Genomic DNA, 26,646 nt, shown 5'->3' on the forward strand with positions numbered 1-26,646 from the left:
CTAAAACACCCCAACGATTTATTGTATTATATTTGAAATTAATGCAAATATTCTTTCTGTAAAGTTTACAAGCTGATGAAGCATAAAACTTCCTGTAAGAAGCCCAACTATTGCTACAGCTATAAGTTTCGGTACAAATGTCAGCGTTTGCTCCTGTATTTGTGTTGTTGCTTGAAATATACTTACAATAAGACCTACAATTATTGAAATTCCAAGTATAGGTGCTGCTACTATAAGTCCAGTTTGTATGGCATCTTTTACAATTCCTATTACCATATTTTCACTCATTTAATCACCTCATTTAAAACTCATTATTAAAGATTTTACTAGGAGGTGCCATCCGTCTACCATAACAAACAAAAGAAGTTTAAATGGCAATGAAATCATCACTGGTGGAAGCATCATCATACCCATGGACATAAGTATGCTTGCCACTACAAGATCTACAATTAAAAACGGAATAAAAAGTAAAAATCCTATTTGAAAAGCTGTTTTTAATTCACTTATTATAAATGCTGGAACTACAATATACAGAGGCATCTTTTCACTTGTCACATCTTTATTTATTTTTCCAACCTCTACAAAAAGCTGTAAATCCTTTTTTCTAGTTTGCTTTAGCATAAATTGTCTTAGCGGTGCTGCTCCAATTTCTATAGCTTGTTCTTGACTTATTTTATTTTCCATATATGGAGTAAAAGCTTTAGTATTAATTTCATTATATACTGGTGTCATGATAAATACTGTCAAAAACAATGCTAATCCTATAAATACTTGGTTTGGCGGTGATTGCTGAGTACCTATAGCATTTCTTAAAAATCCAAATACTACTGTAATCCTTATAAAACTTGTCATCATTACTATAAAAGAAGGAAGTAATGTAAGTATAGTAAGCATTATAAGTAGCTTTATATTATCTACATAATTCTTAGAGTCTCCCGCTCCATCTAAAGATATATTTACCCTTGGAATTGGCACATTGGCTGGAGCTGCATAAATTTTAGATGAAAATATAAGCACACAACATACTGCTATTAATATTGTTCCGACTAAGACTTTAGCATTTTTAGTATTTAGTTTCTTCATCTTTATCTTCCTTTTTAGATTTTAATTTATTAATTAAATCCTTTATGCTATGGTACTCTGGAATTTCTCTCGAAGACTCAATTTTAATTATATCTTCACTAGGTACTTCAAAAAGAATTTCTATTTTACCTTGCACGCTAGATACTACATAGGCCTTTTCTCCAATTTTCACTACTAAAATATTATTTTCTTTGGATAGTGAAAGCCTATCTAATATTTTCATATATCTCCCATTTTGAAGGTTTTGAAGTTTCCCTCCCCCATATTTTATTGATATATATATAAGCATGAGTACAAAGGGGAGGAATGCTGTTATTTTCAATAAAGTTGCGAAAAACTGTAAATCCATATATACCTTACCTTTATTCTGTAGTTTTACTGAACTAATATTTCATTAAAATAAATACTTTCGCATCTACCTTCTTTAAACATTGGATTTACTCTATTTAATATTTCAAGTTTTATATCTTCTGTTCCTTTAGGCGTAAAATCCTTTGCTTTTTTTGCTCTTAGTACACTATTAATTGCATCTCTAAGCATTGGTGTCTTACCTTCAAGTTCCTTTGCAAGCTTTTTATTGCTATATCCTATATAAATATTTGCTTTTACAAACCTTTTCTCTCCCTCATCGGAAAGATTTACTAAAAATTCTCCAAGTTCAAATGTGAACTCACTTATTACAGGCTGAATTGTCCCATTTGCAATTGTTTGTGTTGAAGGTGCTTGTGTAGATAGATTATTATTTACTACTTGAGCATTCCCCCCACTTGCCTGACTATTATTTTTATTGACTAGCATATATCCTCCAAAAGCTCCTCCAGATATAGCTAAAACTATGATAATTATAATTAGTATAGTTTTGAAAGTCTTTTTTCCTTTCCCTTCTTTAGCTGTCTTCTCACTCATTTACTACCATTCTCCTTTTCTGATGCTACAATTACTATATTTACCCTTCTATTTTTTGCTTTATGTTCTTCTGTATCATTAGGATACAACGGTTTATATTCTCCGTATCCTGCTGCAGTAAATCTAGAAGGAGCATGTTTTTTAGTTTCAACAAAATATCTTACCACATTTACTGCTCTAGCTGTTGAAAGCTCCCAATTAGAGCTATATTTATAATTGCTTATGGGTACATTATCTGTGTGTCCTTCTACCACTATCTCATTAGGCAAATTTAATATTACCTTATTTAGCTTATCAAGTATTGGTAAGCTAGAAGATTTTATTTCTCCTTGTCCAGTTTCAAAAAACACACTATCTTTTAGCTCCAATAATACTCCTCGTCTGTCCGATTTTACACTTACAGTATTTTGAAGCTTATTTTGTTCAACAAAATCTCTTACTTTATCATAAAGTTCATTTTCTCTTCCACCAGTATCAGATCCTAAATCTACCGTTTCTCCTACTAAAGGTACATCTCCATTCTTCATATTAAAATCAAATATTGTGTATCCACTTTCCCCTGATAAAACACTTTGAAATGCAGAAGCTACTTGTTTAAACTTTTGCGCATCTACACTTGAAAAGGAATATAGTAAAACGAAAAAGGTTAAAAGTAAGGTTACTGTATCTGAATAAGTTGCAATCCATTCATTGTTAGCTCCTCCTGAATCACTACCCCCTCTTTTCCTTCTAGCCATTTTCAGCCACCCCTTCTGCTTTTGCAGATACTGCATAGGTCTTTCTCTCTTCAGGTGATAGATAAGTCATAAGTTTTTCTTCAACTATTCTTGGATTTACACCTGATTGAATAGAAAGAATTCCCTCTAACATCATATCTCGTATAACTACTTCTTGTTCACTTTTCAGTGATAAATTTGCAGCCATAGGATTAAATATAAGGTATGCCATCAATGAACCATAAAACGTAGTTATAAGTGCCTTTGCCATACCTGATGCTATTTGACTTGAATCTGAAAGATTAGCAAGCATTTGTATAAGTCCTATAAGCGTACCTGCCATACCAAATGCTGGTGCATATCCCCCCCATGTTCTTAGCAGCTCTATTCCTTCTTTATGACGTCTTTCCATTTCAGAAATTTCTAAATCCATTATTTCTCTTATGGTTTCTGGCTCAATACCATCTACTACCATTTGAAGCCCTTTCTTTAAAAAATCCTCCTCTATAGAACTTATTTCATCTTCTAAAGAAAGAAGTCCTCCTCTTCTTGCTTTTCTTGAAAGAGATATAAACTCACCTATTATATCCGGTGCAGATTTTTCACTTTCTCTGAAAGCTTGTATTATTATTTTAGATAATTTTTTAAATGTATTAAATGGATAAGCTATTAGCAAGGCACAAAATGACCCACCTATAGTTATTATCACAGCCGATATGTCCCAGAAAAGTTTAAGTTGACCTATACTATATTCTGCAATATTTACCATGGACATACCCCATATCATCATTCCAAAGCCTAACGTTATACCTATTGCTGTTAATATATCCCTTCTTTTCATTTCTTAGCAGCCTCCTGTAAGTTCATGGAAAATATTCTTCTTTTGTATATTAGAACTCTTTCTAAAATCTCATCCAAAGATTCTCGTACTAAATACTTTTTTCCATTAACTAAAGTAATGAGGCTTTCAGGAACAGACTCCATTTTTTCTATATGCTCTGCATTAAGTATAAACTTTTTTCGATCTAATCCCGTAACTTCAATCATTACTTTGACCTCCTTGTCACTATAGTTTTAATTATAAGCTTTAATCAAGTGTAAGAAAATTGCACCAATAATGAAACTTCTATACACTTGATTAATATTAATAACAAAATTGTCAATTAAAACTATCTCTTAAGATTAACTAATTCCTGGAGTATTTCATCACTAGTTGTTATTATCTTTCCATTAGCCTGAAAAGCACGAGAAGCAACTATCATTTCTGAAAACTGTTCTGCTAAGTCTACATTGGACATTTCAAGCATTCCTTGAGCCAAGTCTCCATATCCTTCATCATTTGCACTATCTCCCTCTGTTCCAACTGGTGTTCTAATAACTGCAGGTCCAGAGTTTGCTGAGTTTTGCCATATATTTTTACCTGCCTTTGTCATACCCTCAGGATTTTTAAAGGATGCCATAGCAATTTGACCAACAGCAGTCACTGTATTATCACTTAAAACAGCCTTTATAAGTCCATTTTTATCAATGGAAAAACTCTTTACTCTTTTCATTTCTCCATCTTCACCCTCAATTTCATCTGGTATAGCTAAGGGTACTAATTCATCCTCAGTCGCAGGTTTTAACTCCTTATCTTCTGCATCCACATATGCCAATTTTACTTTACCATCTTCTATCTCATATCCTTCAAAAGCATATCCTAATACTCTCAAGCCGTCAGAATTTATCAAGTTACCATTGTAGTCTAACTTAAAAGCTCCATCACGGCTGAACATTGTTTCCATATCAGTCGCACTTTTAATTGTCATATATTTGTCCTCACTAGTGTCAATAGTGATCTTTCCTTCTATGTCTCCCTTACCTACTATAAAAAATCCATCTCCATCTATAGCTACATCAAGCATTCCTCCTGTAGGCTGCATATTACCTTGAGTCATAGTTGTATCGATTCCAGCAACCTGCACGCCTAACCCTACTTGGCTTGGATTGGTACCTCCTATAGTTCTACCTGGTCCTGTTGCTTCCCTAACATTTTGACTTAACATATCTTGAAACCTTATTCTTTGATTTTTAAAAGCTGTAGTACCTACATTAGCTATATTATTACCTATTACATCTAACTTAGTTTGATTTGCTCTAAGCCCACTTATACCTGAATACATTGCACGTATCATTTCATATAACCTCCAATTTAAATGTTTTTATATTCTAAACATTTTCCCTTTCATTTTCCTCTTCTGAACTATTTGGTGTTTCCACATTATCTTCAGAACCCTTTGGTGTTTCCACAACTTCTATAACAGAGCTATACATAAATTGTCTTATATCATCTATTTCTGTACCATTTTCAAGCTTTATTTTTCCTACATTAACATTTACTCTTACTACACTTCCATCTCTAGATACTCCAGTAACCGTACCAACATGATATTTTCCCTTATCATTGATGGAATCTATCATTACTGTCTTACCTATTAAACTTGATGCTCCAGAAAAATTCATAGAAGTATTCATATTTGTCATCTGCTCCAAATTGGCAAATTGAGCCATTTGAGCTACATATTCAGTTCCATCCTTTCCACCTGATAATGGGTCTTGATTAGTAAGCTCTGCTGCAAGTATTTGTAAAAAAGCATTTTTGTCTAATTCTCCTCCACCTTTTACTATCTTAGTGCCTCTATTTGTTTTTGTAGATGAATATGCTTGGTTTTGAGTATTAACGCCTGTAGTTTCTGCCATTCTTTCACCTCCTTAAGCAAACAAATTTACATTATTTAGTTCTTCATTTGGACTGATTTCTTCATCTATATCAAGCCCTTGAATTTCTGTAGTAGATGATTTATTTTTTTTCTCTTGTTGTTTTCCACTATTTTCATGTTCAGATTGTCCCCTAAAAAAAGTTGTGTCTTCGTATATATTTATGTTAAGACTTTCAATACGTATATTATTTTGTTGTAATTTATCATTTAACTCTGAAAGATGAGCGTTTAATAAGTTGAAGGCTTCCTTATTTTGTGCATTAATGTTTGCCTTCATTACGCCTCCTTCTACAGTTACTTTGATTATTATTTCCCCTAATTCCTTAGGGTTAATTTTTACAGTTAAATCTTTCAAATTGTTGATTTCCATGTATTTTACTGTTTTTAGTATGTCATTTACAAAGGTTGATTTATTTATAACTATATTTTCTTCTTCTGGAACTTGTACATTTTCTACAGTTGTCTTTAAATGATTGATAAAATTAACTGCATTTTCAATTTTGTTATCTTTGGAAGAGTCCTTAGATAAATTTTTAAGTATATTTTCTTCTTGTGAGAGCTTGTTATCTTTTAAACTTAAAAAACTATCTTTATCTTGTTTAGTATTAGTAGATATTACATTAACATCTTTATTTAAGCTTACTTCATACTTTTCAAATATAACTCCATTTTTATTTGAAGATTTATTTAAGCTTTCTTTAGCTTCTTTTACAAGTGATGTAAGTTCTTCCTGTAAATTTTGTTTAAAAGATTCTGGCAAACCAATATGTAACTTATTATCTAAAATACTTTTGTCAATATTTTCTAATAATGAATTAAGTTTATTCTTGAGGTAGCTATCATCTAAATTAACATTATCAATTAAAAGTTTTACATTGGACATTATTACTTCCTTTAATTGATTTACTTCGTCTTTAGAAGTAATGTTATTTAAGGAATTTAATACTAAAACCTCCATTATTGAAATAGCTTCACTTGGTAAAACGTTAATTTCCTGTCCACTTAATATATCATCTTTTATAAGTTGTTCTAAATCGTCAATTGAGTTTATATTATTTAGTTTTTCTTCACTTATTCCTGCTTCCTTTAATTTATCTTTTATGTTATTCATGTCCAAATTAGAATTGTTCTCTACTTCTTTGCCTTCACTTTTACTTTTCGTTTCTTGTAAATTATCTTTTTTAATTTCCTTAGAGGATAACTTACACTTATTTTCTAAAGTTTTAGAAAAATCATCCTTAAATTTAGTATCTTCTGACTTTTTAGGAGTTTCTATATTTTTCACATTGAAATTAGATATGATTTCTCCTAATGCTACATTCAATTATTTTACCTCCCTTGCATAGCTCTTATGTGAGCATAAAGTGCAAATTCATCATTAGTTTTTTGTTCGATTGAATTTTGTTCTTTTATAAATGTTTCATATCCTTTTTGTTTTAATATTTCTACAGTTTTTCTCTCTATCTGCTTCTGCTTCAATTCTTGGCGTGCATTATTTAAAAGCTTTTCCTTACTTTCAAGTTCCCTTGAAGTTTGATTTATCCCTATATTCAATGCTGATAAATATCGGTATTTTATTTTCTGCTCTACAATACTTTGATTATCACATAAGCTGGAGTATTTCTTGTAATTTTCCTGAAGATATATTAATTTATTCTCTACTTCTATCTTCTCCTTTTGAACTTCTTTAAATTTTCTCTTTGATTCATCTTCTTTGTCCATTCTTATGTTTAAAAGTTTCTGAAGCCTAAATTTATAGTTTTCCATATAACTCCCTCTTCTCAAATGTCAATCATTTAAACATTGATTTAAGCCAATTTATAGTATCATTAAACGCTGTGTGTTCCTCTACCCTTTGTGTAAGAAATTTATTTATACCATCAATGTAATGTATAGCCATATCTACCTTATTGTTACTTCCTTTAACATAAGCACCTATGTTTATTAAATCTTCAGATTCCTTATGAGTCGCCATAAGATCCCTTGAAATTGCTGCACCCTTTTTGTGCTCTTCTTCTGCAATTTCATTCATAAGTCTACTAATACTATTTAATACATCTATGGCGGGATAATGATTTTTAGCCGCTAATGCACGGGAAAGTACTATATGCCCATCCAATATACCTCTTACTGCATCTGCAATAGGTTCATTAAAATCATCCCCATCTACAAGTACTGTGTAGAATGCTGTAATAGAACCTTTGTCAGACATTCCTGACCTTTCCATAAGCCTTGGAAGCATTGCAAATACTGAAGGAGTATAGCCTTTAGTTGCTGGAGGTTCACCTATAGCAAGTCCAACTTCCCTTTGAGCCATTGCAAATCTAGTTACAGAATCCATCATTAAAATTACTTTTTTCCCCTTATCTCTAAAGTATTCTGCTATAGCTGTTGCTGTAAATGCACCCTTAATTCTCACAAGAGCTGGTTTATCAGAAGTCGCACATATTACTATGCTTTTTTTCATACCCTCTGGTCCTAAATCTCTTTCTATAAAATCTAAAACTTCCCTTCCTCTTTCACCAATAAGACATATGACATTTACATCTGCTTCAGCATATTTTGCTATCATCCCTAAGGTTGTACTTTTTCCAACACCACTCCCCGCAAATATTCCTATTCTCTGCCCTTCACCACAAGTTATAAAACCATCTATGGCTCTAACTCCTGTTGGAATTATATCCTTTATTCTTTTTCTCTTCATAGGATCTGGGGGTGCTGTATCTAAGGGATAGTAGACTCCATATCTTACTTCTTCACCCTCTAGCGGTCTTCCCAGTCCATCCAGAACTTTTCCAAATAACTCTTCAGAACATTTTACGCTTAAAGGCTTTCCAGTAGGGACTACTCTGCATCCTGGAGATATACCTATAAGTTCTCCAAGGGGCATTAGTATCACATCTTTTTCCTTAAAACCAACAACTTCACAATCTATAGGATTATTCATTTCATTGTATATAATACAAACTTCACCAACAAAGGATTTTACTCCTTCTGCTTCTATAGTAAGCCCTATTACTTTTTTAACAGTACCCTCTATATGATAAAAGTTAGTTTCCTTAATTCTTTTATTTATAAGCTGAAACTTTAATGCTTCCATACTGTACCCTCTTATTTACTCCATTATTCTGAAAGAAGTATTTCCTCTATTTTTTCTAAGGCCTTCTCTGTACTTATGTGTATTTTACCATTATCTTTTTCTATTAATAAATTCCCTTCAGATATTGTCTCGTCTATTATGATAAATATCTCTCCTTTAAATACCTCACGAGTTTTCCAAATATCTATGGTGTTTTTTAACTCCTGCTCATATATCGGATTACATCTTATTATTATCGTTTTGGCTCCCTTAGCTAATTCTAAAACATCCAATAGCATATCATTCAAACTATCTTCTTCTTTAATTTCCCTTTTAAATACAGCTTCTACTATATTTTTAAGAGTCTTCACTATTTCATCTTTTTTTTCATCAAGATATCTTAGATATTCAGCTTTAGCACTTTCTATAATTTTACTTGAAGTATTTTCTGCTTCCTTTAATATTAATTCTCTTTCTGCTTCTATCTTTTCGATATTTTTTTTATATCCTTCTTCATATGCATCACTATATCCCTTATTCTTTCCTTCTTCATATCCTTTTTTATATGCTTCGTTGTATGCTTCATTTCTTATTATATCAGCGTCTTTATAACTTTGAATTAATATATCTTCCCTTTTAGCCCTAGCCTGCTTTAATATAGAATTGCTTAAAGCCTCATAACTTTCAACTATTCCTTTAGCACAAACTCCTTCATTTCTATCTTTAACATAACTTTCTTCATCGATTTGCTTATGAACTTTAGGAATATATTCAGTTATTATTTCTCTTTTACCTTGGTTAACTAAGCTGGTTCCTTTTATTACATTATACGATGATTGCATCTTCTCCACCTCTTGCAATTACAATTTCGCCAGCCTCGTCAAGTCTTCTTATAATTCCAACAATTTTTTGCTGTGCCTTTTCAACATCCATAAGTCTTACAGGTCCTAAGAATTCCATGTCTTCTTTTAGTGAAGCAGCAGCTCTTTTGGATTGATTTTTAAATATAGCATTGGCTACTTCTTCTGAAGCTCCCTTGAGGGCTAGTGAAAGTTCTTTTGTCTCTACTTCTCTTAATACTCTTTGTATTGATACATCATCTAATGTAATAATGTCTTCAAATACAAACATGGATGACTTAACTTTTTCTGCAAGTTCAGGATTTTCTCTTTCCAGAGCCTCAGTTATATTCTTTTCTGTAGTTCTATCTACTTGATTTAATATATCAACTATAGTTGGCACACCACCCATAGCTTTCATTTCAGATTTTACTACAGAAGATAGTTTATTATCTAATACCTTTTCAATTTCCTTCAATACCATAGGAGAAGTATTATTCATAGTTGCAATTCTATAAGCTACGTCTCCCTGTATTTCTTCAGATAACTCAGATAAAATTTGTGCTGCCTTATCTGCCTGAAGATGACAAAGTATAAGCGCTATAGTTTGAGGATGTTCATTAGATATAATATTTAAAAGCTGATTTGCATCTGCTTTTCTCGCAATAGCAAATGGTCTAAACTGCTGAGTAGCCTCTGTTACCTTATCTAATATTTCAATTGCCCTTTGGCTTCCTAATGCCTTAGATAGAAGGGTTTTAGCGTAATCCAAACCCCCTTCTATAAGATAATCCTTTGCTTTATTCATTTGAATAAACTCTTCAAATATACTTTGCTTTTGTTCTGATTTAACTGCACTAATATTAGCAATCTCATAGGTAATCTTTTGTATTTCCGCTTCAGGAAGCTTTTTAATAATTCCAGCAGAAGCTTCTGGTCCTAAGGTTATAAAAAGTATTGCTGCTTTTTGTACTCCAGTTAATTTTTCGCCATCTCCCCCATTATACATTTAAATCACCTCTCATCTTCTGCCAACCAAGATTTTATTATTTCTGAAACTTGATCTGGTTTGTCTATAGCATATTTTCTTATTTCATTTTCTGTATGACTAATTTCAGTTTCTGTTTCCAATTCTATAGGTTTAAATTTAGGTTTTTGTTCCAGTTCAACTTCATCATCTATAACAGTATCTATATGATCTAGCTGTAAAATTTCCTCTTCTTCTTTTTTCTGGCTTCTTCTCCTTAAAATTATTCCTATTACTAATGCTAATAATAAAATTACTCCAATTCCTATTAATACATATCTCTTCATAAGAGCTGCTCTTTCTTTTTCCTTTTCCATTGCTTCCAAATCATCTTTAATCTTATTTTCTGACTCTTTATCAAAGGCTAGTCCTTCTACGCTGATACTGTCTCCTCTAGCTTGACTATACCCTACAGCTGACATAACACTATTGCTAACAGATGCTCTTGTAGCATTATCCATAACACCATCTAGTATTACTGAGACTGTAAGTCTATTAACATCCCCTGGTGCTTTTATTACCTTTTCCTTACTTTCAGATATTTGATAATTTTTAGTATTTTCCTCATGAGTTGTTACGCTGCCATCTGCATTAGTCTCAATTTCATTGTTCATATTGTCATCTACAGGACTTCCTGTGACTCCACCTGCTGCACCTTTTTCAGTGGTTTTTGAATTCTTTTCACTTACCACTACATTCTTAGGATCATAAGTTATTTTATCTGTTTCTTGAGCATCGAAATTTAGATCAGCATTTACAATAACTCTTACCTTGTCTTTTCCATAAACAGCTGAAAGCATATCAGTAACTTTGTTTTCAAGCTTTTTTTCATACTCCTTTTCTAATACTTGCTGTTTTTCTGCTGAAGAAGATGCTTCAAATTCACTATCTTCAAAAAGGTTTTGTGTTAGGCTGACTTTTGTGTCATTTACTTCAACGTTTTCTTTTGGTAAGTTTTTTACACTACCAGATGCCAAAGAAACTATAGCTTTCACTTGATCTTTTGTAAGTTTTTTCCCAGACTTTATTTTCAATGTAATCGATGCTTTGGCTGGTGCAGAATCTTTAACAAAAACACTATCTTCAGGAAGTACTAGATGTACTCTGGCATTTTCTATTTCTGGAAAGGCTTTTATAGTCCTTTCAATTTCTCCTTGAAGTGCCCTTTGATAGTTTATTTTCATTTCTGCATCTGTGCTTCCAAATTTGCTTTTATCTAAAAGCTCAAATCCTTCACTTCCATTAGTCATAGGTACTTCAGATAATACTTCCATTCTTAAGGAATCAACTTTATCTTTAGGAACCAATATAGTATTGCCTTCTACTTTAAAATCCTCTTTTTTTTCCTTAAGCTTAGTATAAATCGCCCCTGCATCGTCAGAGTCTACATTTTGAAAAAGAACAGCATATTTAGTTGAACTTACTGAAATAACACCATATATTATAACTCCAATAATACTTACTAAAATAATTCCATAAGCTATCTTCTTTTTTGTACTCAATTCAGATGTTTTTGTCATTAGGTTGCTAATCCATTGGGATAGCTTGTTCATTCACTAGCACTCCTTACTATAATTGCATTCTATTAATTTCTTGGTATGCTTCAACTATCTTATTTCTCATCTGTACTGCCAACTCCAAAGATAGCTTAGCTTCTTCTGCATCTAACATAACCTTATGTACATCTACTTCTTCTCCACTTATAAAAGCACTTGTTGTATTTTCTGATGTTACTTGTTTTTCATTTACAGCATCTAACTTATCTTTAAGAACTGCGAAAAAATCATTCTCTTTTTCATTAGATTTGTTTTCCACTCCTCCATATATTTTCATATCTTCAAACATAGAACTTAATGGAGTAAATTCATTTATTCTCAATATTTTTCACCTACCTTCCTATTTCTAATGCCTTAGAAAACATTGATTTTTGTGAATTTATTGCATCCACATTAGCTTCATAGGCTCTAGTTGCAGCTATCATATCAGCCATTTCATTTAATATATTTACATTTGGCATCAATACATATCCACTTTCATCCGCATCAGGGTGAGTTGGATCATATACTCTTCTAAGTTCTGCTGAATCTTCAGTCACCTTTACTGCCTTTACACCTAAAAGTCTTTCCTTCTCTCTTCCAGTAGTTTTATCCATCTCTCTTGTTAAATTTTCCTGAAATAATGCAATTTTTCTTCTATAAGGCCCTCCATTTTCCCCTCTTGTAGTTGAAACATTAGCTATATTAGCTGCAATGGTATCCATTCTCAACCTTTCAGCCGATAATCCGCTGGCACTTATTCTTAAGTTATTAAATGCTTTCACTATATTTCACCTCGTTGTCATTATTTTTGATATTTATCATTTCTTAATTTCATTAATATCACACATTCCATTAATCATCATTTTCCACTAATAACAATTCTCTTCTGTGAAATTCTATTATTGAGCTGAGCAATCATAGCATTATACATAAGAGTATTTGCAGCTTGATTAACCTTTTCCAAATCTAAATTAACATTATTGCCATCATCCCTCATACTGCTTGTCTTATCTTCTTTTACAGTAATTTGTCCTAAAGAAGTCCCATCATTTAGATGTCTTTCATTAGAAGTCTTTAAATTTAATTCTTCTCCATTTTGTTTTAAAGTCTCCTCAAAACTTACATACCTTCTCTTATAATTTCCTGTATTTATATTTGAAATATTATTAGCTATAACCTTACTTCTTTCAGAAGAGGCATCTAGTCCCTTTTTTATAATTTCATATGTAAATCGGTCTTGCGAAAGATTAGAAATTTCCAAATCATCAACTCCCATTTTTTTCTATATTTTTCTAAAATTATTACATTAAATTCAAAATATGATTTAATTTTACAATAAAATCAAGGTTTTGTATAGTATTAATATTTACTTTTTTTAAAATTTTTAAATAAATTATAAACTTTTTTAACTTTTTAAATAGTTGGAAAGTTTTTTTAGTAAAATTAATGCAAATAATGTTATTATGATACAATTTTAGTGCACTATGCCTTGTTAAATACTGTTATTAAATTAACAATTTAAAACATTTTTTTCCTATACTATGCAATTATACTACATTTTTTACTATTTTTCATCTAATTTTAAACACATTTTATTTTTTATTAAATTAAATTTTATTTAATTTAATAAAAAAATAGGCAATCAGCTTTTACATCTATACTGATTGCCTATATCCTTTACCTACTTTTCACACTTTCAAGTATTCTTAGTATTTCCTGTGGCAATTTATTAGATTGAACCATCATCGCATTACCTGACTCTATGAGTATATTATTTTTAGTAAATTCCATCATCTCTTCTGCTATATCTGTATCCCTAATGGAGCTTTCTGCAGCCTGAGTTGCCATTTCAAATTCTCCTAATCCTTCAAAACATTGTTCAAACTTGTTAGCTAATGCTCCATATTTGCTTCTCACATTGCTTAAGTTTTTTATTACAGAATCTATTTGATCAATAGCACTCCCAAAATCATTATCTTTTACTGACCCAATTATAAGATTTAAATTTAAACTTTCTCCAGTTTCTAAATCCTTTAACTCCTCTGCTCTTAAATTATAAAACTTTATTTCTACATTTTCGTAGGCATTTGCTCCTAACTGCATTTTCACACTATTTACACCATCTTCCGGATCAAATAGAGATGTACCATTAAATTCACTATTTTTTGCCATGTCATCATATCCATCTATCATTTGTTTTACTTCATTTAGTATAGTTTCTTTATCTTCAGGACTATTTGTTCCATTCCCCGCTTGTACCAAAAGTTCTCTTACTCTTTGCATAGTATTTGTCATAGAATCTAACGCTCCATCTGCGGTTTGCATCATACTTATTCCATCTTGTGCATTCTTTTGGGCCATTTGAAGTCCTCTTATTTGAAGTCTCATTCTTTCGCTTTTAGCTATTTCATTTGGCGCTTCTCCAGCCTTTGTAAACTTTTCCCCAGAAGATATATGCTTTAATGCTTTGCTTTGATTTATCAAAGACTTTTGATATTGCCTGTATATTCTTTGTGAAGACATATTTTGCATTAATCTCATAAATTATCACTCCAAAATCAAATTATAAATAAAAACCAATATTTTATTTATCGGCATTAAACCATATTACTTTATTTAAAAGATTTCTTTTTCGCCAAAAACCAACCTAAAACTCCTAAAATAATTATTGATAATATAGATATTATGAATTCAGGAGAATGAGGTTTGAATATATTTTCTCCTAAATATGCATAAGCTGTAGTTTCTATAGCAACTCCTAATATAGACCCTATAATATAATCTTTATATTTTATTTTGGTAAGTCCTAAGGTATAACTTGCTATATCGTAATGAAATACAGGTATAAATCTTATAAGTGCTATGATAAAAACTCCATTTTTATTTATTACTTTATTCATTTTCATACCTTTTCCTTTAACTATCTTATCTACAAAAGGCTCACCTAAAAGTCTTGCAAGAAAAAAAGCTAACGTTCCTGATAAAAAAAATCCAATTAGGCTTAATAATAGTCCCTGAAGAGGTCCAAACAGACTTCCCCCTATTATAGTCATCAGCATAGCAGGTATAACTATTATAAGTGGTTTTAACGCAAATATAATTACAAATATAAATCTTGATAAAGCACCTTGACTTCTTATAAAGTTTTCTAACCATTCCTTATTTATCCTTAGAAAAGTTGTCCTATATTTTATTAAAAAATACAATTGCATTATCACAATACAAAATACTACAATTTTAATCACAAATTTACAATTAACGCACTTCTTATCTGTCATAATTTATATCTCCCTATAATATATTTATCATTTACATTCTTATATTATAAGGAGATATAGTTATCGTCAATATATTTACTCTGCTTTTTCTTTATGTTTAAATAAATCTACAAATTGTATTTGTTCTGCCACTACTTGAGCAGAGTACTTTTTTTCACCATTTTCTTTAGTATAAGCTCTAATGTTTATTCTTCCCATGACACTTATAACCTTACCTTTTTTAAGATAAGGCTCTAATGCTTCACTTGCTTTTTTCCAATACACTATTGGAATGAAGTCAGTATCTCTTTCTCCATCTTTGTTTAAAAAAGGCTTTTGTACAGCTAATGTAAAATTTAAAACCGCTGTTTTATCTTCTCCTACATATCTTAATTCACAGTCCTTAGCCAGCCTTCCTATTAACAAAACCTTATTCATTTCTTCACCTTCTATAATTTATTTTTTATTAATTATGCCCAGATTAGAATGTATTAATCACCTTTGTTTGAAATTATAAACATTTTAAATATATAATAAAAACCATAAATCAATATCATAGTAATTTATTGAATTTTTCAAAATTTCTAAATAACACTAAACTTATATAGACGATTTATAGATGTTTTTACAGTATAATAAAACTATAGCAATTAATTAAACAGGGGGATAGGTTATGGACAAACAGATGTTAAAATGGTCAGAATTATGCCCTGAAGCAATAACTACAGCTACAGGAAAAGCAAACTCTACATTTATTAAAACCCTTATACTCGGAATACTTGCAGGTGCATTTATAGCTATGGGCGGCTTCGCTGCTGCAGTAGCTTCTCACAGCATATCAAATGTTTCAATTTCTAAATTTATGGCAGGAGCAGTTTTCCCAGTTGGACTTATACTAGTTATAATATGTGGCGGAGAACTTTTTACAGGAAACTCTCTTATGATTACTGGTATACTCGAAAACAAAATTAGTTTAAAATCTATGCTTAAAAATTGGATTATAGTATATTTAGGGAACTTTTTAGGGGCTCTTTTAATAGTAGTTTTGCTTCATCTTAGCGGTTCCTTTGATATGAACGGAGGGAAGCTAGGAGGATATGCACTAAAAGTTGCTTATGCTAAAAGCTCACTAACTGCCTTAAAGGCATTATCTAGCGGAATACTTTGTAACCTTATGGTAAGTTTAGCGGTATGGGGAGCTTATGCTGCCAAAGATATAATAGGGAAAATTTTCATTATATGGTTTCCTATAATGGCTTTTATAGTTGGTGGTTTTGAACACTGCGTGGCTAATATGTATTATTTATTTGTTGGGTTATTATCTAAAGGGAACATTGTTTATATAGGAGCTTCCGGCCTTAAATCTTCAGCTATTTCAGCCATAAATATATCAAATATATTTCACAATTTACTTTGGGTAACAGCTGGAAATATAATCGGCGGCTCAGTTCTTGTTGGATTCTTGTACTGGGTAGTATATACTCAATCTAAGAGTAATACCTATGTGGCAAGTTCATCTTCTAGAAATATAGGATAAAAGCAATAAAGGAACTTGAATACATCGTTCAAGTTCCTTTATTGCTTTAATTTTGAGGAATAACAAGCTTTTGCCCAACAAAAATTAAATTGAAGTTTTTTATATTATTAATTTCTCCTATTTCCTTATAATCAACATTATACTTTGCTCCTATAGAGTATAATGTATCTCCTAACTTTACAGTATATATAACTGATTTTTGTGGTATTACCGGTATAGTAGGACCTTCTATCTTTTTCTCTTGCTGCAGATAATTCTTTTTGACTACTGAAAGTTCCTTACAAGCCTTTAATTCATTTACTAATGCATCTCTTACTGGGATATTTGTATCTAATTTATTTTTGCCCTTTGAAAAATCATATTCATCTCCATTAGAAGCCATAAAGTCGTTAGTTACTACCTTATAATATTTATTCATATCTAACTTTGTTCCATTCATAAGCTTCATTTCAGTTACTCTATTTCCAAATGCCCTGTCCAAATCATATTTTATCTTCAATCCCGAAACCTGAACCCAACCAATCTTGTCATTTCCTATACCATTTTCTATAACTTTCTTTATATCTGTTCCTGTAAGATCCATAGTAAATAATGTATTATCGAATGGCATAACTTCATATAAATTGCCCATGGTTATCTTTCCTTTGTTTAATGAAGTTCGTATTCCTCCTCCATTAGTTATAGCTATTTGAGAATCAGTGACCTTTGCCATAACATCGCATATCCATTCTCCAAGTATTGAAGGACCACTTAATTTATCATGAGTTAAATCCTTGTCTGTAACAGCTAACACTTCATTAAGCTTTGGCCCTGATAACTTTTCATATTTTTGAGCTATAGCTTTGACTTCTGCATCTTCATTTAATTCACTTAGCGAAGTTATCAAATCAACAGCATAGGGTGTTATTTCTGCTTTTTTTGTATTTAAATCATATTTTATTTCTAACCTCCCATAAGCTCTTCCATTATAATAAGCTGAAATAACAGGAATTTGTTCTACATTCCCCGAAACAGTTTGATGTGTATGTGCTGCTATTACAGCATCTACATAAGGACATGCTTTAGCAAAATCTGCTGCCTCTCCTGTTATAACTTTACTATCCTTATTTTGAAAAGCACCTAGGTGGGTAAGAGCTATAACTATATCGACTTTCCCTTCTTCCAATTCTCCACTCTTAAGTTTTTGAGCCCATTCCTTCGCTGAGCTAATAGGGTCTTTAAACTCTAAATCCTTTATATAAGCTGACTTTGTTTTATAGGTGGTTTCTGGAGTTGAAAGCCCTATAAATCCTATTTTCACACCATCTACTTCTACAATTTTATATGGTTTTGCAAAAGCTACAGGCTTAAGTGTATTTTTATCATATATATTTGAAGCTAACCATTGAAAATTTCCTTCTTTAGACCATTTTTCAATTTTATCTATTCCCCAGTCAAATTCATGATTACCTAAGGCTGAAGCTATCACTTCTAAATTATTCATCATTTCATTTATTGGAGCACCTTCATTCAAATTAGATATGGCAGATCCTTGATAAAGATCTCCAGCCGCAACTACTATAGTATTTTTATTACTGTACTTAAAATCCTTTATAGCCTTTGCGAATTTTGATATTCCAGGTTCTTTTTTTCCCTCCAAAACCTGCCCATGATAATCGTTAAAGGACAATATATTTATAGTCTTAATGTCTTCTGAAGCTGCAAATACATTCCCAGAAAAAATGATACCTAAAACCATAAATATTGATAGAAGTAATGCAATGGTTTTTTTACGCTGAAAATTATAAGTCATTTCCCATCCCCCTTTTTAATACAACTTATATAGCCTTATAACAGATACTACACTTGAAATATATTACTTTCATCCAATTATTATTCTATATAATTGCAATAATAATTAGTTATAAATATTAAAAATTTTTTATATAACAACTATTAAATAATTTCATAAAAAATAGGAAGTCTGCAAGCAAACTTCCTACATTATATTTTTAACTTTTACTTTTTAATTATTGTATTATATTAATATATCTTTTCTCCATCAAAGGTTTCATAAGTTGGAGGATTCTTTTCATTCCTTTTTCTTGCTCTATCTGCAGGCTTTACACCATCATTTTTGCCACCCTTTTGATGTTTATCTCCTCTAAAAGGTCTCATAGATATCCTTCCTTTCTACATGTATTTGATTATATTTTGCCATGCAGAACATAAATTTATACTTAATTTAAACTGTCACATTACGGAAGGATTTGTCCATATAATCTCCAATTGCTTTCCAGCACATGTATATAACTGGCACTTTTACCGGAATTTCTATAAGATTTTTTATTATTCTAGGAACTATTATAGCATATACTGCCTTACCAGTAATCATTGAAAGCCATATAGTATTAAGTCCCAAATTTATAAAAATCGTTATAATTAACACAGCTAAAACTATATTAATCATAGATTTAGGTCTTTTATATAGAAATATTCCATATATTACTCCCGATAAAGCCGTGCTTAATGTAAAACCCGGAAAATACGCTCCTTTAGGAAATATTAACATACCTAAAATATCAGCTAATGCTCCGCATATTCCTCCATACAAAGGACCAAATAACATACCACATAAAGCTAATGGCAAAAATCCAAAGCTTACTCTAATAATTGGTGTTTCAATTCCTAAAAATCTTGTAAGTATAACCTGTAATGAAATAAATAAACCTAAAAATACCATTTTTCTTGCATTTTTCATAATGGCGCCTCCCTTCATAGTATTTGCCAATAGAGAAAGTGACGCTAAAAAATGTTAGCGGAATGCGGCAACTGCATCGCGAAATTTTAAATAACATTAAAATCTCTTCGTCTAGTGGCAACTTCCTGTCCATCTAGCACTTTACGCGCAATCACCTACTCTAACAAGCAAATCTAATTATATTATATATAATCATTTATTACATAACAAGATAAATTTCGGAATTTTTTTACAATTATTTTAATTTTCAAATAAAATACTTATTAAATATTCATTGCTTACTATGTTAAAATATTATATATTTGTTGATTGTACTAATATATTGATGATAAAATGGCATTATATGAAAATACTAAATGATTTTCATACATTGTTTAAATTTTTATTGACTGTCAATAATAAATTACTAGGAAGGTGAATTTGTTTATGGATAAAATTATTTTAACTGAAACAGCTAAAAAAAAGATAGAGTCAGAATTGGAATACTTGAAAACCGTTAAAAGAGTTGAAATTAAGGAAGCATTAAAATATGCTCGCTCTCAAGGAGATCTAAGTGAAAATGCCGATTATTCTGCTGCAAAGGATGACCAATCATTAAATGAAACTAGAATACTTGAGCTGGAAAATCAATTAAGAAATGCAGTAATAGTGGAAAGCTCTGCAGATGCAAATATGTTCGATATTAACAAAACTGCAATAGTTAAATTTTACGATATGGATGAAGAAGAAGAAGTAACATTAGTAAGTTCTGTAGAAGCTGACCCAAAAAATATGAAAATAAGCATAGACTCTCCTTTAGGAAAGACTTTGTATAAACTTACTATAGGTAAAAAGGCTAAAGTAAGTTCCCCTGATGGAGACTACGAAGTTGAAGTTATAAAAGTACTTTAATACATATATTAAAAATCATGATATACTGGGTACTAACGATTAGAGAGTATATAAAACTTTAATTTTTAGTACCCCTCCTTATTTACTTAATAAATTTTTTTATCGAAAACTTCAGATTCCAAGTACATTGTATATAACGCTAAAGCATCTTCCTCAGTTATCTTATTTTTTGTAAGATTTCTATAAAGTATATATAGATTTGCATTTAAATCCGGATTTAAGTTCCTAGTTTCTTTCATTTTTTGTTCAATTTTTTCTAACACGGTTTCCTCGTCTTTATTTAGTTCTTTACTTACTAAATCTAATATTTCATCCGCTTCTTTAACTAACACCTTATCCTTACATAATGATTTAATAGTTTGAGCTCTTGACTTTATCTTTATAAGTATATCTTTCGAGACAGCTATTTTATCCTCTCCCATTATTTCACCCCTTTATGTACTATCTAATTTTTTATAATGTCTAACTTAAAGTTATTCTCATTTTGAAAACCCAATATACTATAATCATACTATATTATATGACGCATTTCTTAATTTTTTCCTTAATGCACCACAAACTGAAAAAGTGCAGAACATTTTAAAAAAACAACCTATCATTTAAAATGCCCTGCACTATCTCGTCCTTATTTTCAGTGATCTATTAGGAATTATTTATTCCACCTTAAAACTGTTTACCTCTTCTAAAAGATTTTCAGCTAGCTCTGACAACTTATTTGTACTCACTGAAAGATCTTCTATAATGGCAAGTATTTCCTCTGCACTTGCAGAAACTTCCTCTGTGGAGGCTGAAGTTTCTTCAGAAGCCCCTGATATCTCTGTTATCGCTTCCACTATATCTTCTTTATTGATAATCATAGTTTTATTTAGTGCTTCTATGTGTTTCATATAATTAGAAACCTCAACTATGGACTTGTACATTTCTCCAAATACTTCACGCGTTCCATTTACTGCGCCAACTTGCTTTCCAAGCGTATCCTTTGTAGCGCTTATGGAAGTTACGGCATTGGAAGATCTTTTTTGTATGTCAATAATAAGCTTATTTATTTCTTCTGTTGAATATGCTGTACTTTCTGAAAGCTTTCTAATCTCCTCTGCTACTACAGAAAAACCACGTCCCGCTTCTCCTGCACGAGCTGCCTCAATTGATGCATTTAACGCTAGAAGATTTGTTTGATCTGCTATAGATTTAATAGTCTCTATTATTTCTCCTATCTTTTGAGAACTTGTATCCATAGCTACTATAACCTCATTAAGCTTTTCTGTCTCAGAATTTACAAGCGCAGTTTTGCTTGTTAAATCCTCTATTTCTTTCATACCATTTGAATTTAATTTTGTAACATTATCATAAACTTCCTTCACAGTGTGTATTGCTTTTGAAATTTCATCAATACTTTCTGAAAGCTGTTCTGATTTTTCCATACCTCTTTGAGTTTGTACAGCTTGTGATGTAGCAGTTTTTGCTATTTCCCCTATAGTAGACGCAACTTCTGTTGTGGCACTAGAAGTTTGAACAGACATATCTCTTAGAGACATAGAATTTTCTGATACTATTTTAGCTGATGAAACTATCTCACCTATAAGTGACTTTAAATTAGCCGTCATTTGATTGAAGGCATTTCCTATATTCCCAAATTCATCCTTAGAGCTTATATTTATATCCTCTGTTAGATCTCCTGACGCTGCTTTATTTATTCCATCTTCTAATACTTTTAAAGGCTTAGTTATCATTCTAGATATATATAATGCAAATATTACTCCCATTATTGAACTCAATAAGGCAATTAGTATATTAGTTTTGTTTATAGTGTCTAGCTCATTTGCAGTTTCATTTGTATTAAAACTTAATGCAATCTTCCATGAAGTTTTATCATTAGTTGTAAATGAGGTATATTTATGTTTTCCTTCAAACGTGTATTCTTTAAAGCCTTCTTTTTCAGAATTAATCACTTTAAAGACTTCTTGATCTTTCACACTTTGACCAATTAATTTTTCATCAGGATGGGAAAGCACTATACCATCAGGACTCATAACAAATAGCACTCCAGTATCACCCATACTAACATTTTTATACTTTGTCGCAAAATTATCCAGAGTAATATCTGTTCCTACTACTCCAAGTATTTCTCCGTTATTACCCTTAAAAGTCTTTGCCACAGTAAACATAAGCTTTCCTGTGCTTGGACTTACATACGGATCTATATATACCACCTTATCTGGATTTTCCATTGCTTTTTTGTACCAAGGCCTCTGTGTAGGATCATACCCTGCCATATCCCCTGCCTTGTTAGCAGAATTGGCAAAAAATGTTTTATTTCTAGCTCCTATATATAGAGAAAATATACCATTACCCGTCTTCACCTTGTTATCTAATAATTTTCTTGAAGAATACTTTGTTTTTTCAAGTTCTTCTTTTATTTCTTCTTTTATTTCTTCTTTTGCTGCATCTTTGCTGCTCATTTTATCTTCTAAAATTACTATGTTTTTTAAATTCTCATCCATGGATAAAAAATTAATAGTTGCCTCAATTTCCATAAACATATCATCTAAATTAGTATTCATTTGATTAGTCATTTCTTTTGAATTATCTTCAAAACTATCTAAAAGAACTTTATTTGAAATTCCATAATTCAATATACTAAGTATTAAAAGAGGCAATACCATAGCAATAACTATAAGCGGCAGCAGCTTACTTTTTATACTTCTGCGCTTTCTCTTTTTATTTGATAATTTTTCCATCTCATCTTCCCCTTATATAAATTACTTGTTTTATTATATTGTCATAGCAATATTATACCAACATCCTCAATTATCGACAAGTTATAATGAAACTTTAAATTTTTTTCATGAATTTGTAATCCACTTTAACGTTTTATTAAAGTTCCATATAAAAATACATAAAATTAGGAAGTCTATATTTACAGACTTCCTAATGCAATTATTAAGATTAACATGACTTTTATTGTATTATCACAAACCTTAATTTTGTCTCTCCTATTATTATTGTGTCGTTATTATTTAATTCCTTTGATTCTTCTATTTTATCTCCATTTACAAAAACTCCGTTTTTTGAACCTAAATCATATATATACATCTTGTCTTCTTGCTGCTTTATAATCGCATGATTCCCACTTACATACATATCTTCAAGTATTATATCATTTTCATCGCTTCTGCCTATATGACTTTCTCCAGGTTTAATCTCATAATTGGTTCCTCTTTTTACTCCATTTAACTGCACTAAAAATGCAATTATATTGTTATAAAAATTGCTTAAAATTATTGTATCATCACTTATAGTAGAATTTTTTTCTTTCTTCACATCAAATTCTGTAGCTTGTTTTTCAACTAACAAATGATTTTTTTCATTACTTTTACTATCAATATGAGTATGTCTTTCAATATTATCATTTTCTTCATTTATTATTTCTTTAGCATTTTCTTCCTCAGCTTTTTTATTAATCATACCATTTTCATTTTTATTTTCTTCCATATCATCATCTTCATCAAAATCGTCGTCTTCTATAAAATCATCCTCATCATATTTTCTAAGTACTAAAAAACCTACAACAGTGCCTATACCTACTATGCCTATAAGCACAAGTATAATTCCAATTGTCATAAATGTATTCCTCCCTTATTACTCTGCAAATCCATTAACTTACGGAAAAATCTAGCCTTGACTTTCCATTTTTTTATTTCGATTCTTAGCTAAATTTTAAAGCTTTAATGAAAAATAGTCAATACATAAAAGATTATACATACTATATTGAATAATAATTCCAATTTTGCAAACTATATGTATAGATAAAATGAATGGAGGATTATTATGCAAAAGGAAATATATGATTTACTTCAAGAAATCAGGAAAGAAATAGAACTGATCGAAAAAAGATTGGATGAAATAGAACAAAATTCACCTAATGTAAATTCATCAGAAAACGAACAAAGTGATAATAAATTACAATAAGTTTTATAAATATTAAAATAGCGGAAATAAACTAAGATGATTCTTTAAGTCAGCCTACGGCTGACTTTTTTGTTTTTGATTTATCTCTGCAATTTCTGGATTCTTATCTAAGAATCTTATAACTTCCTTAGCATTTGGAAAATCAGCATCAAAATGCCTATAAATGCTACTTATAAGCTTTAAATCTTCCTTTGTATCAACAGAAAGTTTATATTTTCTATTGTATATTTCTTCACCTTTTACTGTTCCTATCTTAAATTCTGTAGGATGTTTTGACATATAATTGGTTACTCCTTCATAGTATTTACAAGGAGAACACTCATTTGAATACATAGATTCCCTTATGGATATAGTATTTATTCCTGAGCTCCTTATAACCTTTTGAAGGCATTTATCTAATGCTTCTTTTGAAAAAACCTCTACTTCCAAGCCCTCTGGAAAGGAGTTTGGTACATCTAAGTGCACATAGTCATAATTATACATTTTAAAATAAGATATAACATTGTCCACAATATCTGGAGCTATTAAAGGGCAATTTCCCTTTATTCTCACTATTATGTCACCAAAATGTCTACCAGAAGCCTCCTTGAATCTTTTTAACATATTTTCTTTGCTTCCTGTAAATACATGAAACTCAGTTTCCTGAAGTGCACTGACCAAAGAGGAATCCTTAATATTATTGGAGGCTGCTACAATAACTTCATCTATAAGTCTTGCCTTCATTAGCCTTTGTAATGTATGTACTATAACTGGCTTTCCAGAAATATTCCTTGTTAAAAGCTCTATATTTCCATTACAAACTGTTTCTGGCTGAACAATACATAATACCTTCATTAAAATCACCTCTATAAATTTAGAATAACCTTAAAGGAGAAAATCTATGAAAAAACTTTAAACATATAATATACATGATATCAACATGTCTAATGTTCTCAATCTACTCTAAGGTAACTTCTATGACTGTTTATGATGTTAATGATAATATTACCATAGAACAGGATTTAAGTAAAAGCTATTATTGTGAAAACCAATGGTTACTAATTATTTTGACAAAGTTCTTCAAGTGTCTGACACATGATTTCTACACCCTTCTGGAGTTTATCGTAGTCAGTCCATTCCTCTGGGCAATGGCTTCTTCCATTTTTGCTTGGCACAAATAAAAGTCCTACCTCTGTAACTCCAGCCATAATCATAGCGTCGTGTCCTGCTCCACTCAACATATCTTCTGTTGTGAAGCCTACATTACCTGCTTTGCTTTTCATTATGTTTATTATATTTTCCGAAAGCTTTACTGGATTTACATTAAGCTTGTCTGTAATTTTATATTTAACACCCTTAGTTCCAACCATATTTTCAAGTTCTTTATTGATTTTATTTGTAACCTCATCTATAAGCTTCCCATTTTTCGATCTTATATCTACAGTAAATTTAACCTCTTCCGGAACTATATTAGCAGCCCCTGGAAGTAATTCAAATTTCCCTATAGTAGCTACAGTTCCTTCTCCCGCTCCTTTTGCAAATTCACTTATTTTTGATATAACTAGCGCTGCAGCATCTAGCGCATCTAATCTCATATTCATAGGAGTTGTTCCCGCATGATCAGCTCTTCCTTTAATTACAACTTCAAATTCTCTCATACCAACCACATATTGAACTATTCCTAAATCCTTACTATTGCACTCAAGAATAGGTCCTTGTTCAATGTGAAGTTCTAAAAAGGCCTTTATATCCTTAGGCTTTCTTACAGCTTTATTTATTTCGTCTGGATTAAATCCAAACTCTCTCATAGCCTGCGCTATGCTTATTCCTTGTGTATCTTTATATTTATCAAGATCTTCTCTTGTTACTTGTCCAGTCATTGCTCTGCTTGCAAAAAGGCCTCCCCCAAATCTACAACCTTCCTCCTCTATCATTGCAATAAACTCTACAGGATATTTAGGTTTTATATTATTTTCCTTAAAAACTCTTGCTGATTCAAGCGCAGTAACTACTCCAGCTGGTCCATCGAATATGCCTCCATTTTTAACTGAGTCATAATGTGAACCTATCATAACTACTGGTGCATCTTTAAGTTCTCCCTCAAGTCTGCCAACTATGGTTCCTGCTGCATCTTCATAAACCTGAAGTCCTGCTTCTTTCATTTGCCCCTTTATATATTCCCTAGCTTTTCTGTCTTCCTCACTAAATGAAAGACGAGTATTTCCTGCCCCTGGTGTAGATGTGAATTCACCTAATGCTTCAATGTCTCTTTTAATTCTTTCAAGATTTGTATTCAAAAACTTCGCCCCCTTGTTTTTTCATTAAC

32 protein-coding genes and 1 riboswitch are annotated in these 26,646 nt (G+C 31.0%); of the genes, 3 read left to right on the forward strand and 29 right to left on the reverse strand.

Translation table 11 applies throughout. The features are described from left to right. Positions 1-18 precede the first annotated feature (18 nt). The 21 genes from fliQ to JOC70_RS04385 all read right to left on the reverse strand — a co-directional run bounded on the left by fliQ (position 19) and on the right by JOC70_RS04385 (position 15,642). Positions 19-288, reverse strand: a complete 270-nt coding sequence (gene fliQ / locus JOC70_RS04285; protein WP_204597641.1) for a flagellar biosynthesis protein FliQ — start codon at positions 286-288, stop codon at positions 19-21. 9 nt (positions 289-297) lie between these two features. Then, entirely contained in the window at positions 298-1,083 is a 786-nt protein-coding gene (fliP, locus tag JOC70_RS04290; protein WP_204597642.1) for a flagellar type III secretion system pore protein FliP, read from the reverse strand. Further along, the gene (locus JOC70_RS04295; protein WP_204597643.1) at positions 1,064-1,432 is read right to left on the reverse strand and encodes a flagellar biosynthetic protein FliO; all 369 of its coding nucleotides are present in this window, start codon (positions 1,430-1,432) and stop codon (positions 1,064-1,066) included. The genes fliP and JOC70_RS04295 overlap by 20 nt, the downstream gene beginning before the upstream one ends. A gap of 26 nt (positions 1,433-1,458) precedes the next feature. After that, the gene (locus JOC70_RS04300) at positions 1,459-1,989 is read right to left on the reverse strand and encodes a flagellar basal body-associated FliL family protein (protein ID WP_204597644.1); all 531 of its coding nucleotides are present in this window, start codon (positions 1,987-1,989) and stop codon (positions 1,459-1,461) included. Beyond that, positions 1,986-2,726 (reverse strand): flagellar motor protein MotB, encoded by a 741-nt coding sequence (locus tag JOC70_RS04305; RefSeq protein WP_204597645.1) that lies wholly within the window; start codon positions 2,724-2,726, stop codon positions 1,986-1,988. Before JOC70_RS04305 ends, JOC70_RS04300 begins: the two co-directional genes overlap by 4 nt. Next, entirely contained in the window at positions 2,719-3,546 is an 828-nt protein-coding gene (locus JOC70_RS04310) for a motility protein A (RefSeq protein ID WP_204597646.1), read from the reverse strand. The genes JOC70_RS04305 and JOC70_RS04310 overlap by 8 nt, the downstream gene beginning before the upstream one ends. Beyond that, positions 3,543-3,752, reverse strand: coding sequence for a flagellar FlbD family protein (locus JOC70_RS04315; RefSeq protein WP_204597647.1), 210 nt, complete (start codon positions 3,750-3,752; stop codon positions 3,543-3,545). The genes JOC70_RS04310 and JOC70_RS04315 overlap by 4 nt, the downstream gene beginning before the upstream one ends. A gap of 122 nt (positions 3,753-3,874) precedes the next feature. Beyond that, positions 3,875-4,879 (reverse strand): flagellar hook-basal body complex protein, encoded by a 1,005-nt coding sequence (locus JOC70_RS04320; RefSeq protein WP_204597648.1) that lies wholly within the window; start codon positions 4,877-4,879, stop codon positions 3,875-3,877. Between the two features lie 34 nt (positions 4,880-4,913). Beyond that, entirely contained in the window at positions 4,914-5,444 is a 531-nt protein-coding gene (locus JOC70_RS04325) for a flagellar hook capping FlgD N-terminal domain-containing protein (protein WP_204597649.1), read from the reverse strand. A 12-nt stretch (positions 5,445-5,456) separates the two neighbouring features. Further along, a complete protein-coding gene (locus JOC70_RS04330) occupies positions 5,457-6,788 on the reverse strand; it encodes a flagellar hook-length control protein FliK (protein WP_204597650.1) in 1,332 nt (443 codons plus the stop codon). 5 nt (positions 6,789-6,793) lie between these two features. After that, positions 6,794-7,231, reverse strand: coding sequence for a flagellar export protein FliJ (fliJ, locus tag JOC70_RS04335; protein ID WP_204597651.1), 438 nt, complete (start codon positions 7,229-7,231; stop codon positions 6,794-6,796). 25 nt (positions 7,232-7,256) lie between these two features. Then, complete coding sequence (fliI, locus tag JOC70_RS04340) at positions 7,257-8,564, reverse strand: flagellar protein export ATPase FliI (protein WP_204597652.1); 1,308 nt, start codon at positions 8,562-8,564, stop codon at positions 7,257-7,259. 23 nt (positions 8,565-8,587) lie between these two features. Next, positions 8,588-9,385 carry a FliH/SctL family protein gene (locus JOC70_RS04345; protein WP_204597653.1) on the reverse strand — a complete coding sequence of 266 codons (798 nt, stop codon included), beginning with the start codon at positions 9,383-9,385 and terminating at the stop codon, positions 8,588-8,590. Next, positions 9,369-10,391, reverse strand: a complete 1,023-nt coding sequence (fliG, locus tag JOC70_RS04350) for a flagellar motor switch protein FliG (RefSeq protein WP_204597654.1) — start codon at positions 10,389-10,391, stop codon at positions 9,369-9,371. The genes JOC70_RS04345 and fliG overlap by 17 nt, the downstream gene beginning before the upstream one ends. 5 nt (positions 10,392-10,396) lie before the next feature. Beyond that, complete coding sequence (gene fliF / locus JOC70_RS04355) at positions 10,397-11,962, reverse strand: flagellar basal-body MS-ring/collar protein FliF (protein WP_204597655.1); 1,566 nt, start codon at positions 11,960-11,962, stop codon at positions 10,397-10,399. 16 nt (positions 11,963-11,978) lie between these two features. Next, positions 11,979-12,287, reverse strand: a complete 309-nt coding sequence (fliE, locus tag JOC70_RS04360; protein WP_204597656.1) for a flagellar hook-basal body complex protein FliE — start codon at positions 12,285-12,287, stop codon at positions 11,979-11,981. Positions 12,288-12,297: 10 nt separating this feature from the next. Beyond that, entirely contained in the window at positions 12,298-12,732 is a 435-nt protein-coding gene (gene flgC / locus JOC70_RS04365) for a flagellar basal body rod protein FlgC (protein WP_204597830.1), read from the reverse strand. 74 nt (positions 12,733-12,806) lie between these two features. Continuing rightward, complete coding sequence (gene flgB, locus JOC70_RS04370; protein ID WP_243429025.1) at positions 12,807-13,208, reverse strand: flagellar basal body rod protein FlgB; 402 nt, start codon at positions 13,206-13,208, stop codon at positions 12,807-12,809. A 416-nt stretch (positions 13,209-13,624) separates the two neighbouring features. Further along, positions 13,625-14,488 carry a flagellin N-terminal helical domain-containing protein gene (locus tag JOC70_RS04375; protein WP_204597658.1) on the reverse strand — a complete coding sequence of 288 codons (864 nt, stop codon included), beginning with the start codon at positions 14,486-14,488 and terminating at the stop codon, positions 13,625-13,627. Positions 14,489-14,559: 71 nt separating this feature from the next. Next, a complete protein-coding gene (locus tag JOC70_RS04380) occupies positions 14,560-15,225 on the reverse strand; it encodes a TVP38/TMEM64 family protein (RefSeq protein ID WP_204597659.1) in 666 nt (221 codons plus the stop codon). A gap of 75 nt (positions 15,226-15,300) precedes the next feature. Beyond that, positions 15,301-15,642: a single-stranded DNA-binding protein gene (locus tag JOC70_RS04385; RefSeq protein WP_204597660.1), complete on the reverse strand. Its 342-nt coding sequence runs from the start codon at positions 15,640-15,642 to the stop codon at positions 15,301-15,303. A gap of 235 nt (positions 15,643-15,877) precedes the next feature. Between JOC70_RS04385 and JOC70_RS04390 the strand changes: the two genes are divergently transcribed. After that, positions 15,878-16,741 (forward strand): formate/nitrite transporter family protein, encoded by an 864-nt coding sequence (locus tag JOC70_RS04390; RefSeq protein ID WP_204597661.1) that lies wholly within the window; start codon positions 15,878-15,880, stop codon positions 16,739-16,741. A gap of 46 nt (positions 16,742-16,787) precedes the next feature. Here the strand turns inward: JOC70_RS04390 and JOC70_RS04395 are convergent, their stop codons facing one another. The 3 genes from JOC70_RS04395 to JOC70_RS04400 form a co-directional block, all read right to left on the reverse strand. Continuing rightward, the gene (locus tag JOC70_RS04395) at positions 16,788-18,533 is read right to left on the reverse strand and encodes a 5'-nucleotidase C-terminal domain-containing protein (protein WP_204597662.1); all 1,746 of its coding nucleotides are present in this window, start codon (positions 18,531-18,533) and stop codon (positions 16,788-16,790) included. A gap of 230 nt (positions 18,534-18,763) precedes the next feature. Then, positions 18,764-18,898: a hypothetical protein gene (locus tag JOC70_RS19355; RefSeq protein ID WP_279381221.1), complete on the reverse strand. Its 135-nt coding sequence runs from the start codon at positions 18,896-18,898 to the stop codon at positions 18,764-18,766. A 67-nt stretch (positions 18,899-18,965) separates the two neighbouring features. Further along, positions 18,966-19,481 carry a folate family ECF transporter S component gene (locus JOC70_RS04400; protein ID WP_204597663.1) on the reverse strand — a complete coding sequence of 172 codons (516 nt, stop codon included), beginning with the start codon at positions 19,479-19,481 and terminating at the stop codon, positions 18,966-18,968. Between the two features lie 53 nt (positions 19,482-19,534). Beyond that, positions 19,535-19,646: riboswitch (THF riboswitch) on the reverse strand. A gap of 261 nt (positions 19,647-19,907) precedes the next feature. On the opposite strand from JOC70_RS04400, the gene greA reads away from it, so the two are divergent. Further along, a complete protein-coding gene (greA, locus tag JOC70_RS04405) occupies positions 19,908-20,372 on the forward strand; it encodes a transcription elongation factor GreA (protein ID WP_204597664.1) in 465 nt (154 codons plus the stop codon). Positions 20,373-20,458: 86 nt separating this feature from the next. On the opposite strand, the gene JOC70_RS04410 is transcribed toward greA, so the two are convergent. The 3 genes from JOC70_RS04410 to JOC70_RS04420 all read right to left on the reverse strand — a co-directional run bounded on the left by JOC70_RS04410 (position 20,459) and on the right by JOC70_RS04420 (position 23,993). Then, complete coding sequence (locus JOC70_RS04410; protein ID WP_204597665.1) at positions 20,459-20,794, reverse strand: hypothetical protein; 336 nt, start codon at positions 20,792-20,794, stop codon at positions 20,459-20,461. Positions 20,795-21,025: 231 nt separating this feature from the next. Next, positions 21,026-23,110, reverse strand: coding sequence for a methyl-accepting chemotaxis protein (locus tag JOC70_RS04415; RefSeq protein ID WP_204597666.1), 2,085 nt, complete (start codon positions 23,108-23,110; stop codon positions 21,026-21,028). Between the two features lie 220 nt (positions 23,111-23,330). Continuing rightward, positions 23,331-23,993, reverse strand: a complete 663-nt coding sequence (locus tag JOC70_RS04420; protein ID WP_204597667.1) for an FHA domain-containing protein — start codon at positions 23,991-23,993, stop codon at positions 23,331-23,333. Between the two features lie 207 nt (positions 23,994-24,200). Between JOC70_RS04420 and JOC70_RS04425 the strand changes: the two genes are divergently transcribed. After that, positions 24,201-24,341: a hypothetical protein gene (locus JOC70_RS04425; RefSeq protein WP_204597668.1), complete on the forward strand. Its 141-nt coding sequence runs from the start codon at positions 24,201-24,203 to the stop codon at positions 24,339-24,341. A gap of 54 nt (positions 24,342-24,395) precedes the next feature. Here the strand turns inward: JOC70_RS04425 and JOC70_RS04430 are convergent, their stop codons facing one another. Then, a complete protein-coding gene (locus JOC70_RS04430) occupies positions 24,396-25,175 on the reverse strand; it encodes a cytidylyltransferase domain-containing protein (protein WP_204597669.1) in 780 nt (259 codons plus the stop codon). Positions 25,176-25,378: 203 nt separating this feature from the next. Beyond that, positions 25,379-26,617, reverse strand: coding sequence for a Zn-dependent hydrolase (locus tag JOC70_RS04435; protein ID WP_204597670.1), 1,239 nt, complete (start codon positions 26,615-26,617; stop codon positions 25,379-25,381). Positions 26,618-26,646 lie beyond the last annotated feature (29 nt).

Source organism: Clostridium pascui (genome assembly GCF_016908015.1).
In the GTDB taxonomy this organism is placed as follows: domain Bacteria; phylum Bacillota; class Clostridia; order Clostridiales; family Clostridiaceae; genus Clostridium_AK; species Clostridium_AK pascui.